12 protein-coding genes are annotated in these 11,708 nt (G+C 36.5%); all 12 read left to right on the top strand.

All coding sequences use genetic code 11. From position 1 onward, the window contains the following. From H9N25_RS02085 to H9N25_RS02030, 12 genes are read left to right on the top strand one after another with little or no spacing between them, the layout of a single operon-like run. Complete coding sequence (locus tag H9N25_RS02085) at nt 1-1,038, top strand: glycosyltransferase family 4 protein (RefSeq protein WP_190327788.1); 1,038 nt, start codon at nt 1-3, stop codon at nt 1,036-1,038. Beyond that, nucleotides 1,031-1,402: a hypothetical protein gene (locus H9N25_RS02080; protein WP_190327787.1), complete on the top strand. Its 372-nt coding sequence runs from the start codon at nt 1,031-1,033 to the stop codon at nt 1,400-1,402. Before H9N25_RS02085 ends, H9N25_RS02080 begins: the two co-directional genes overlap by 8 nt. Nucleotides 1,403-1,404: 2 nt before the next feature. Further along, complete coding sequence (locus H9N25_RS02075; RefSeq protein ID WP_190327786.1) at nt 1,405-2,193, top strand: glycosyltransferase family 4 protein; 789 nt, start codon at nt 1,405-1,407, stop codon at nt 2,191-2,193. Between the two features lie 40 nt (nt 2,194-2,233). Then, nucleotides 2,234-3,475 (top strand): glycosyltransferase family protein, encoded by a 1,242-nt coding sequence (locus tag H9N25_RS02070; protein ID WP_190327785.1) that lies wholly within the window; start codon nt 2,234-2,236, stop codon nt 3,473-3,475. Further along, nucleotides 3,472-4,200 carry a glycosyltransferase family protein gene (locus tag H9N25_RS02065; protein WP_190327784.1) on the top strand — a complete coding sequence of 243 codons (729 nt, stop codon included), beginning with the start codon at nt 3,472-3,474 and terminating at the stop codon, nt 4,198-4,200. The genes H9N25_RS02070 and H9N25_RS02065 overlap by 4 nt, the downstream gene beginning before the upstream one ends. Nucleotides 4,201-4,204: 4 nt before the next feature. Further along, the gene (locus H9N25_RS02060) at nt 4,205-5,497 is read left to right on the top strand and encodes a glycosyltransferase family protein (RefSeq protein WP_223833547.1); all 1,293 of its coding nucleotides are present in this window, start codon (nt 4,205-4,207) and stop codon (nt 5,495-5,497) included. Then, the gene (locus H9N25_RS02055; protein WP_190327783.1) at nt 5,490-6,650 is read left to right on the top strand and encodes a glycosyltransferase family 4 protein; all 1,161 of its coding nucleotides are present in this window, start codon (nt 5,490-5,492) and stop codon (nt 6,648-6,650) included. The genes H9N25_RS02060 and H9N25_RS02055 overlap by 8 nt, the downstream gene beginning before the upstream one ends. Then, nucleotides 6,634-7,299: a class I SAM-dependent methyltransferase gene (locus tag H9N25_RS02050; RefSeq protein WP_190327782.1), complete on the top strand. Its 666-nt coding sequence runs from the start codon at nt 6,634-6,636 to the stop codon at nt 7,297-7,299. The genes H9N25_RS02055 and H9N25_RS02050 overlap by 17 nt, the downstream gene beginning before the upstream one ends. After that, nucleotides 7,290-8,264, top strand: coding sequence for a glycosyltransferase family 2 protein (locus tag H9N25_RS02045; protein ID WP_190327781.1), 975 nt, complete (start codon nt 7,290-7,292; stop codon nt 8,262-8,264). Before H9N25_RS02050 ends, H9N25_RS02045 begins: the two co-directional genes overlap by 10 nt. Then, nucleotides 8,265-9,659, top strand: coding sequence for a hypothetical protein (locus H9N25_RS02040; protein ID WP_190327780.1), 1,395 nt, complete (start codon nt 8,265-8,267; stop codon nt 9,657-9,659). It abuts the gene before it with no gap. After that, entirely contained in the window at nt 9,660-10,838 is a 1,179-nt protein-coding gene (locus H9N25_RS02035; RefSeq protein WP_190327779.1) for an XrtY-associated glycosyltransferase XYAG1, read from the top strand. Further along, nucleotides 10,838-11,692, top strand: a complete 855-nt coding sequence (locus H9N25_RS02030) for a glycosyltransferase family 2 protein (protein WP_190327778.1) — start codon at nt 10,838-10,840, stop codon at nt 11,690-11,692. Before H9N25_RS02035 ends, H9N25_RS02030 begins: the two co-directional genes overlap by 1 nt. Nucleotides 11,693-11,708: the final 16 nt, after the last annotated feature.

The following is an 11,708-nucleotide window of genomic DNA, read 5'->3' as shown; positions in this document are numbered from 1 at the left end:
ATGAAAAAGAAATTAAAAATTGCTTTAATTGCCGATCCTGAACTTCCGGTACCTCCAACTTTGTACGGCGGTATAGAAAGGATTATATTTATGCTCATAGAAGGTTATATTTCTTTAGGCTATGAAGTGAGCTTGTTTGCTCATCCTGATTCTCAGACCGATGCAAAATTATTTGCTTACACGGGTAAAAAAAGTACCAATAAGGTAGATGTACTCAAAAACCTGGTATTGATTAATAGGGAATTATTTAGAAATCGATATGATGTTGTTCATAGTTTTGGGCGGTTAATTTATCTTTTTCCCCAACTACCGTTTAAACTGCCGAAGATTATGAGCTATCAACGAGAGCCAACCCAGTCTTCAATTAAAAATGCAATGAACTTTGCTAAACTAAACACCATGTTTTTTACAGGCTGTAGTGAATATATTAGCCGTCAAATTATGCCATATGCCCCCTCTTTGGCTATCTTTAATGGAGTTAACCTCTCATCTTATCATTTTCAAGAACATGTTTCTCAAGATGCCCCATTGGTATTTCTCGGCCGTATAGAGCCCATTAAAGGCCCTCATACCGCTATTGAGGTTGCGATAAGAACGGGAAAAAAACTAATTATTGCCGGCAATATTCCCGATGAGCATCAGCACTATTTTAAGGAGATAATCAAACCCAAACTTAATACTGAGATAAAGTATATAGGTGCAGTAAATGATGTCGAAAAAAATAAATTACTGGGTACAGCATTAGTTTTTTTAATGCCCATAGAATGGGATGAGCCTTTTGGGATAGTGATGGCAGAAGCAATGGCTTGTGGTACACCTGTAATTGGTTTCAACCGTGGGTCAGTGCCCGAAATCATCATAAATGGAAAAAATGGTTATCAGTGTACCAATTGTGACCAAATGATCGATTACGTAAAAAAAATACATGAGATTAGTAGAATGGATGTGAGAAAAGATGCAGAGCAAAGGTTTTCATCAGAAGTAATTATCCAGCAATATATTAACCTATATACAGATCGGATCAACCAAAATGGATAAGCAAGTAAATAAAAAAGTTACTGTTACCTGCGGTACTAAATTTCATTCTGATTATACTGCCTCTCAGTTACAGAAACATCATTTATTAGAAAAGGTTATTACATCCCACCCAAGTAAAAAATATCTTAACAGGGTTGCTATTCAAAAAAACAGGATTAAATTTTTAGCACCTATTTTTGTCCCTGCCTATCTTCTATCTAGGATTTTTTCTGGTTCCAATTTCCTAGTTAAATGGCTAGATAACCATATGCCGCTCTTGTTCGATAAGCTTGCGGCAAAAAATCTTAAAAAAAGCAGCATCATTTTAGCGTGGGCCTGGTCTGCGCTCGAGTCAATTAAAACCATAAAAAAAATGGGGGAATAGCCTTGGTAGAAGAATGTGGTTCCTGTAATAAGTATCAAAATAAACTGTTAGAGGAAGAATACAGAAGCCTGGGTTTAATCTTTAAGAACCCTACCCCCGATTTCATCGTTAAAAGACAGCTTGCTGAAGCAGAAATAGCTGATTATCTGCTCTGTCCTTCTGCACATGTAATCCGATCTTTTGTTAAAAACGGGATTGACGAATCAAAATGTGTCCTCATTCCATATGGGGTGAATAAAGGCTTATTTAAACCACAGTACCTCAATAAAGATGAATTTATTGTAATCTGTGTAGGAACTGTTGGAGTGAGAAAAGGTCATTTTTATTTGTTTGAGGCACTACAGCTATTAGAAAAACAGTATAAAATTAAATGTATTTTAGTGGGCAAAGTCGAAGATCAATTTTTGCCTTATTATAATCAGTATAAACATCTATTTACCCATTATGACTACATCCCTCATCAAGAGTTGATAAATTATTATAATAAAGCCTCCGTGTTTGTACTGCCCAGTTTAGACGAAGGCCTGGCTTTGGTACAATTGGAAGCAATGGCCTGTGGCCTCCCCATTATCAGTACTCCTAATGCAGGTGCCGATGCTATTATAGAAGATGGGAAGGAAGGTTTTATCGTTTCGATAAAAAATGAGCAGGCAATAGCCGACAAAATTGAAAATCTTTACCTTGATAGGCCTTTACTAAATGTAATGGCGAAGAATGCCATCGTCAGATCTGCGTTATTTACATGGGATCAATATGGCGAAAAGCTTGCTTACTTTATTAATTCACTATAATTTAATTTAGAGCGAGCTACCTCTTTTTTTAAAAGCCAACATGTATAATCAGGAAAACGGAAATATAAGAATTTGCCTAATTACCCCTGGTCATATCGCTACAAATCCGCGGCTAATGAAGGAGGCTGAGGCATTATTAGAGGCCGGTTATATGGTGCATGTAATTTTTACCCAGTATATGGATTATCTTTTAACAGATGATGAACAGCTCCTCTTAAAATATCCGAGCTTAACCTATAACCGCTTAAGTTGGGTGAAGAAAAAAAACTTACTCCGTATTTCTTCCGGTGTTATCCAAAAATTATCGCAAGGCTTACTCAAAGCATTTACCAAGTGTACGACATTACATAAAATAATGCTTAACAGGCACTACCTTTGGCAATATCGGCAGGCACTTAAAATAGAGGCAGACCTTTACATTGCGCACAACTCTGGTGCGTTGGCAATAGCCGCTGATGCAGCACGAAAGAAGAATGTCAGGTTTGGATTTGACGCCGAAGACTTCCATAGGGAGGAAGGACTTAGCAACGCGGAAAGAGAAAGTTTAGTACATATCGAAAACCAGTACATGCCTCTTGCCAGCCATTTAACCTCTGCGAGCACTTTAATCGGAAAAGCATACGAGAAAATATATTTAAAGAAATTTATAACAATCTTAAATGTTTTTCCGAAACAGCAATTCAAAAAGAAAACAGAGGAAAAACGCAGGGCACTCCAGCTCTTTTGGTTTTCACAAACTATTGGTACAGGTAGAGGTCTAGAAAATATTATAGAGGCCATATCGCTATTGGAAGATAAATCGCCCGTATTGCACCTTTTAGGAGATGTTAGCCTAAAAATGAAAGTGGAGATTGAACAGTTTCTCTTAAATAAAGGTTTAAAAAAAGAAAATCTGATTTTTTATGACCCTGTGTTTCCTGACAAAATATTTGAAATGGCCGCCAATTTTGATATTGGTATTGCAGCTGAACTTAGTGTTCCCTTAAATAGAAATATCTGTTTAACCAATAAAATCTTTACCTATATCCAGGCCGGATTGGCTGTAGCAGTAAGCGACACCTCCGCACAGGCAGATTTGTTTAGGCAACATCCCAACATGGGAGGTTTATATCAGAATAGCGATATACATTCTCTATCCAACCTACTAAAAAACTATCAACTTTTTCCCGAAATGCTGGTTAAAGCAAAGGAATATAACATTTGGTTAGGCGAAAACCTTTTCAACTGGGATTTAGAGAAGATTAAATTCCTTGATACTTTAAAGTCAAATCTTAAATTATGATTGAAGCACATGATACGATAGCTGTTATGGTATCAATAGGAAACCGCGAGCATTTAAGTTCATATACTTTTCCGCGACTCAGCGCATGGGCCGCCAAACATGGTTACAGCAGTATACTTTTAAAAAAACCTTACAACCCACTTGATAGACCGCCCCATTTCAATAAGCTACAGGTACATCAGATATTGCCTCAGTTTAAAAGGTATATTATTGTTGATGATGATTTGCTTTTCAGCGAAAGAGCGCCTGCGATGGAAGAGGTTCCGAGTGGATTTGTTGGTGCCTGCATGGATGCAGAACAACGGCATACAAATGCTGCACATGTAAAATGGACCGCAAACACCGGATTTTTGGTTTTCGATAAACAAGCTCAGCCACTTTTAGATCTTGCTTACGAAAAAGGCATATACCCCTACGGAGCGGAAGACGACAGTGACCATAAAATTTGGGGACCGTTCGACCAAGGAATATTAAATGATGTACTATTTACTAAAAATAAAATTTACAAACTCGATTCCAGATGGAACTACCAACCCATACTCGAATATTTTATAAATGGTAAGGGATGGGACAAATGGAAAAGCAACCGTTTATTTAGATTAAAGTATTATGTGAGCTTACTTCTACCTTTTGCAAACCAAAATAAAAAAAATATCAGGAATGCATATGGATTACATTTAATTAGAGGTCCATATCCATCATTTTTCTCGAAGATATTTAAATAATGAAATGCATAAAAAAAAAGTACTGATCATATCACCGTATTTTGCCCCCTCAAATGCAGCAGATATGCAAAGGGTAAGGATGAGCTTACCTTTTTACGAAGATTTTGGTTGGGAAGCAGAAGTAGTTGCTGTTAAGGAAAAATATACTGATGCTGTTTTCGATTATTTATTAAATCAGTCTATCCCTAAAAATATCAAGATCCATCATGTAGACGCACTTCCAAAAAACTGGACAATAAAAATCGGTTTGGGAAGTATTGCATTAAGATCTCTTTGGCATTATAGAAAGTATGTAGATAAGCTTCTAAAAAGTAAGCACTTTGATCTTATCTTCTTTTCGACTACCCAATTTCCTGTTTGTATTTTAGGGCCATATTGGAAGAAAAAATTCGGAATTCCCTTTATTATAGATATTCAAGATCCTTGGTTTACGAACTATTATGAAGATAAACCCAAGCACAAACGACCAAAAAAATATTGGTTTTCTTACAGGTTGGATAAGTACCTGGAACCAATCGCAATGAAATCTGTTGATGGGCTAATGTCCGTTTCAGATGCTTACCTTGACGATCTTACTACTAGGTATCCACATTTAAGGGATATCCCTTCGGCCACCATCACTTTCGGTGCTTTTAGAAAAGACCTGGAAATTGCTGAGAACTCTAAAGAACAGTTAAAGCCATCATACGATCTTAATCCCGAACATAAACACATTGTATATGTTGGCAGAGGAGGCTTTGATATGCAATGGGCGGTTATGCTTTTATTGAAAGGTTTTAAGATCGGCTTAAAAAAAGAAAATGACCTTTTTGAAAAAATAAGATTTCACTTTATCGGAACAAGTTATGCCCCACTGGGCAGTGGTACCAAAACATTATATAGTGTAGCAGAAAAATTAGGTGTGGGTAAATACGTAACCGAGCAGACTGACCGCATTTCTTTTTATGAAAGTATTTTTAATCTACAGTGTGCAGATGCACTATTCATCCCTGGACATAAAAAACCTGCTTACACGGCTTCTAAAATATATCCGTACATTCTGATCGAAAAACCTATTCTCGCAGTGTTTAACCCTGAGAGCAGTGCCTCATCTTCAATTATCGACTGCAAGGCAGGTTATGTAGCAGATATTCTGAACTTTAAATCGGCGGTTAGTACCATTTTTAATTTTCTAAGGGACGTTGCGAATAACAGTATGCAGAAGCCTAAAACAGATTGGAAAGAATTTGAAAAATACCGTGCCAAGGCAACAACTGAGAGACAATGCAACCTCTTTGATCAAATAGTCAATGAATAAAAAACTTGCCATTATTATTTCGCATCCTATACAGTATTACAGTCCTTTGTTTCAAAGGTTAGCAAAGCAATGTGATTTAAAGGTTTTTTACACACTTGGGAATTCAGATCAACATTTCGATATTGGTTTTCAACGAGATGTGAAATGGGATATTCCCCTCCTATCTGGCTATAATTATAGTTTTATTGATAACAGAGCTAAAAATCCCAGTCCCAACCATTTCACTGGCATTGTTAATCCAAACCTGATAAACGAGATACAAAGCTTCGCACCTCATGCAATATTGTTTTACGGATGGGCCTATTACAGCCACCTTAAGGCAATGATGTATTTTAAGAAAAAGATTCCGATCTGGTTCAGAGGCGATTCCAATTTAAGCGATAAACAATCGATGCTAAAAAAAACAGCGCGAAAAATGCTTTTAAATTGGGTATATAGTAAGGTAAATAAGGCTTTTTATGTAGGCACAGCAAATAAAGACTATTTTAAACACTTTGGCTTAAAGGAGAAAGAGCTGTTTTTTTGCCCTCACGCTGTAGACAATGATCGGTTTGGTAAAGACCGTAATAGCGAAGCGCTAACCTTAAGGACTAAACTGGAGATTGAAACTCATGATGTATTGATTCTTTTTGCAGGAAAATTAGAAGAGAAAAAAGATCCAGCATTATTGTTAAACGCTTTTCTTGAACTTAATATCTCAACAATGCACCTTTTATTTGTTGGCAATGGTCATTTAGAAGATTTTTTAAAAAAAACGGCCCAAAATGACCAAAACTTTAAACGAATACATTTTCTCGATTTTCAGAATCAAAGCTTTATGCCAGTAGTTTACCAAGCCTGTGATTTATTCTGTTTACCCTCTAAAGGACCCAATGAAACCTGGGGGCTATCGGTAAATGAGGCTATGGCTGCTAAAAAAGCAGTTTTAGTTTCAAATAAAGTAGGTTGTTGGCAAGATTTAGTGAAGGAAAATTACAACGGTTTTATATTTAAATCGGAAAAAATAGACGACCTCAAAGAGAAACTTCTTTTACTAAATGATAAAGAAAAACTAAAAAAACTAGGCCAAAATTCCTCAGAAATTATTGCATCCTGGTCTTTTGAAAAACAATCACAAAAATTTATCCAGCAACTTTATGCAAGTATCCGATAAAACATATACCAACGACGGTAACCTGGGCATTATTAAATTAATCAAAAAATCACCTGGTTTAATATTAGATTTAGGCTGTGGAGCAGGAGATAATGCACGATTATTGAAACAAAGTGGGCATACTGTTGATGGTATTACTATTTCATTAGATGAAATTAGACTTGCTGCTAAATACTGCAGACATACCTATAACTTCAACCTAGAAAGTGGGCTGCCAAGCGAAGTCAAAGAAAATGAGTATAGTTATATATTATGCTCACACGTTTTAGAACATATTGCATTTCCAGAAAAGCTTTTAGCTGATATCTATACCCTGGCTAAAAAAAATAAGGCAACCGTCCTCATCGCCTTACCCAATATTATGTATTACAAAACCAGGACTAAGCTTTTATTCGGTAAATTTGAATACGCGAATGATGGCATTATGGATTATACCCACTTACGGTGGTATACGACCAAATCGGCTAAACATCTATTCGAGAGTTATAATTTCAATATCAAGTTATCTACTGTAAACGGTTTACCTCCTTTATACAGTCTGATACGAAGAATTGGATTAAAAGCAATAAATTTCACCAATAATTTCCTATATCTATTGTCTCCAGATTTATTCGGCTCCGAACTTATCTTTGAATTGGAATGCAAATAATCCCGCAGATTTCTATCGTACTACCTGTTTATAATGGAATAGTCTATTTAGAAGAGACTATCTCTTCCATTTTAAACCAAACCATATCCAATTACGAAGTGCTTATTTGTGACGATGCCTCAACAGACGAAAGTTTTTTATATTTAAAACAACTAACGATTACCGATAATAGAGTAAAAATCTTTAAGAATGACCAAAATCTAGGCCTTTTTAAAACATTAAATAAGCTAATCAGGATTAGCAATGGGCCGCTGATCCATTTATGGGCACAGGACGATGTGATGATGCCTGATTGCCTTGAAAAATGTATCTCTTTTCATCAACTATACCCAGATCTTACCATGAGTTATCACAACGTGGAATATATTAATGAAAAAGGGATTATAAAGCCTTTTGAAAAAATCGATGGGACTCCAGCATTAATCGACACCAAACTTTATGCTAAAATCTCGTCAAAGTGGGGATGCATACCGGGAAATATTTCGAATGTAACCATAAACCGTAATCATGCTTATGCCGTTGGTCTGTTTAACGAACAATTAGTCTTAAGTGCCGATTTCGATTTATGGACTAAATTGGCGGCCCGGGGAAGTATCGGCAGAATTACAGAAAAACTAACTTATTTGCGCTTACATAGTGGCCAGCTTAGTAGAAGTTTTAAAAGTATAGCTTTAAGAATTGAAGAAGATATCCCTATCCAAAAGGCAATTGTTTCATTGCTCAGAAGTGACGAAAATGAATTTAAAAAAGCAAAACTTTTTTGGCGGTGGAAAACACAGCCTACCTACTTTAACGACTTGCTATATCTGCTGTTTGTTAAAGAATTTAGCGAAAGCTGGAAATTGGTTCATCTATTGAAAACTGAAACCAGTATTTTCGGGCTGTTATTAAGATGGATGATTGTTAGGGCACTTAGGGCAATCAAGCTAGATAATAAGTTTTACATTAATGTTTTAGACAGATAGATGGATAATTTTAAAGAAATAGGGAAAGCTGGGATTATATTAATGTTTTTATTGCTCATTTATGCTGCTACCAGCTACAATCCGCTAGCTACTAGTTGTGCTATACTATTGCCATTCCTCCTGTTTAAATTGCTATGGAAGGTCGATGAAAGTCCCTTTTTGTTTATGGCTTTCTGTCTACAATGGCTATCAGTTACCGTTAAAATATTCTATGCTAATTTTATGCAGCTGGATTTTACAGAAGTATTTGACAATTACAAGAACATTGAAAAAACCTATTATGTAAGTCTATTTGGAATTTTGTCGGTTACCGCAGGTATTCATTTCATTATTAAAAATTACAAAGTAGAAAAAACCAGCTATTCGGAGATTGCTTTAAGGTACGATTCAAGAAAACTGGTACCCGTGTACCTAATTGTTACGCTACTATACCCCTTTATACTGAACTACTCCTATTCAACGGGTGGGCTTCAGCAACCGATTACTAAACTTGCTGACTTTAAATGGATGATATTTTTCACTTTTATGATGAGTACCTTATTTACCAGGCAGTATAAATTATTTTTTCTAATTACAGGTCTGGAAATAGTCTTGAGCTTAACGGGGTTTTTCTCAAATTTCAAGGATTATTTTTTAGTTCTTTTTGGCGGCTTAGCAGTTGTATACTTTAAAAACCTAAACTTTAAACAAATACTTCCGTTAGCAGCCCTTGGCTTGATGTTTGTATATATGCTTATTATCTGGCAATATGTAAAGCCAGACTATCGTAATTATTTAAATGGGGGAACGGTATCACAAAACTCAATAAGAACAACTAGCGAATCACTATCCAAACTTAACGAACTGGTACAAAATGTTGATCAACGCAACATTGACGCTGGTTTGAAACAAACCATCGAACGCCTATCTTATATCGATTTTTTTTCTGCTACAATTGATTATGTACCTAGAGTGGTGCCTCATACTCATGGTCGCCTTTGGGGAGATGCTATTGGCCGGGTACTTCAGCCCCGGATTTTTTTCCCGAACAAACAAATAATTGATGATTCTGAAACAACCCGAAAATATTCAGGAATGCAGGTAGCCGGAACAGAACAAGGTACATCAATCAGTTTAGGTTACATGACGGAAAACTATATAGATTTCGGAATGCCAGGCATGTTCATTAGTTTATTTGTTTATGGCTTACTCATTGGTTTAGTTTATAAATACGTAATGACCAGCAGCCCTGATAAATTAATCGGTACTGCTATGATTATACCCTTATTTATCCTGATTTACCTGTTTGAGTCTGCATTGAATAAACTCATCGGTGGATTGTTGATGTACCTTCTGATCTATGAACTCATCCGTCGTTTTGCGCTTAAAAGATTTTTAAAACAAATTAAAATTTAAGTGAAAATCATCCACATCACAGCTTCCTACAAACCCGCTTACATTTATGGTGGCCCTATACAAAGCGTTGCCAAACTGTGCGAAGCATTGGTAGAGTTAACGGTTAGCGTTGAGGGGTTAGGGATTCATGAGGTACAGGTATTAACAACTACGGCAAATGGACAAAATGAACTGGATATACCTATAAACAAACCCGTTTTAGTTGATGGCGCATCCGTAACTTATTTTAAACGTTTAACTAAAGATCATAGTCATTTTTCGCCTAAACTTTTGTGGGAACTGAAAAAGATGCGCCAAACGCCAAACGCCAAACTCATTATCCACATTCATGCCTGGTGGAACCTGGTTTCGGTTTTAAGCTGCTGGATGGCCAAATGGTACAAAATACCGGTAGTACTTTCGCCCAGAGGAATGCTCACCACCTATACCCAAAATAACCGCAATTCATTCTCGAAAAAACTGTTGCATAACCTCATCGGGAAAAAACTGCTACAATATTGCCACATCCACGCTACCAGCGAACAGGAGAAACAGGATATACTTAAAATTGTTACGCCAAAAAGCATTACGGTAATCCCAAACCTGGTTAATATAAAGGAATCGCTTAACAGTTCTCAACTGGCCATTGACAATAACGATACAACAGTTTTCCACTTGATTTTCCTGTCGCGCATTGAAGAAAAAAAAGGACTTGAGCTGCTGTTTGACGCTTTATCCTTGCTGGATATTAACTGGCAACTGAGCATTGCAGGTTCGGGAAAGGAAGGTTATGTTGAAAGTTTAAAGCTAAAAGCGGAAAACCTTAAGCTAAACCCGCGTATTAATTGGATAGGGCAAGTTACTGACCAAGATAAGTATAACTTGATAGCCAAACACGATTTATTGGTACTAACGTCTTTTAACGAAAATTTTGCCAATGTAGTAATAGAAAGTTTAAGTGTAGGCACACCTGTTTTAATATCTGATCGAGTGGGTTTATCAGATTATGTGCGCGAACAGCAATTGGGCTGGGTATGCACATTGGAAGTGAGCGATATTAAAGAAAAATTAATAAACGCTTATCATGCCCAAAAAGTAAGAGAAAAGATGAAACAAGCTGCACCTGAAGTTATCAGGAGAGACTTTAACGATAAAGCTTTGGCTAAACGATACCTGGAGTTATATAGAAGATTGGCTTAATGAACCAGGAATTCAGCTTTATCATTCTAACTTTTAACGAAGAAGTTCATCTTCCCCGTTTGTTAGCCTCCATCAAAGATCTACAGGCCGATATCTTTATTTTGGATAGCGGAAGTAGTGATGAAACGTTAAACATTGCCGAAACATATGGTGCAGAAATAAAAAACAATGCCTTTATCAATCATCCCAAACAATGGGATTTTGCACTGAAAAATTTTAATATTAAAACACCTTGGACAATCGGACTGGATGCAGATCAGGTGATAACGCCAGAACTTTTCGATCAACTTCAAAAATTTAGGCACACAGATTTCGAAGGTATAAACGGAATTTATTTTAACCGGAAAAACTATTTCCAAGGCAGCTGGATCCGCTATGGGGGGTACTACCCTATTTATTTATTGAAAATGTTCAGAACCGGAATTGGTTATTCAGATTTAAATGAGAATATGGATCACCGCTTTATCGTACCAGGCAAAACCATCATCTGGAAGAAAGGGCACTTATTGGAAGAAAATCTTAAAGAGAATAATATCGATTTCTGGTTTAAAAAACATGAAAAATATAGCGACCTGATTGCCCAGGAAGAAATAGAGCGGATGCAAAAGCTACGGACCCAAACATTAAAACCAAGTATCTGGGGCAATCCTGATGAAAAAAAAGCCTGGTTAAAAAGACTTTGGTGGAAACTGCCACTGGGATTGCGCCCTTATTTGTACTATGGTTACCGCATGGTATTCCAATTCGGCATCCTCGATAATAAAATAGCCAGAAAATTTCATTATCTACAAGGGCTCTGGTTTAGAAAACTGGTAGATAGAAAAATTCTGGCCTTGCGAAAGCAAAATGAATAATGATCTATCCCCTTGC

The organism is Pedobacter riviphilus, assembly GCF_014692875.1.
GTDB classification, from domain to species: Bacteria; Bacteroidota; Bacteroidia; order Sphingobacteriales; family Sphingobacteriaceae; genus Pedobacter; species Pedobacter riviphilus.
The sequence above is the reverse complement of the archived record's forward strand: the minus strand, read 5'-3'. Positions and strand labels throughout refer to the sequence as shown.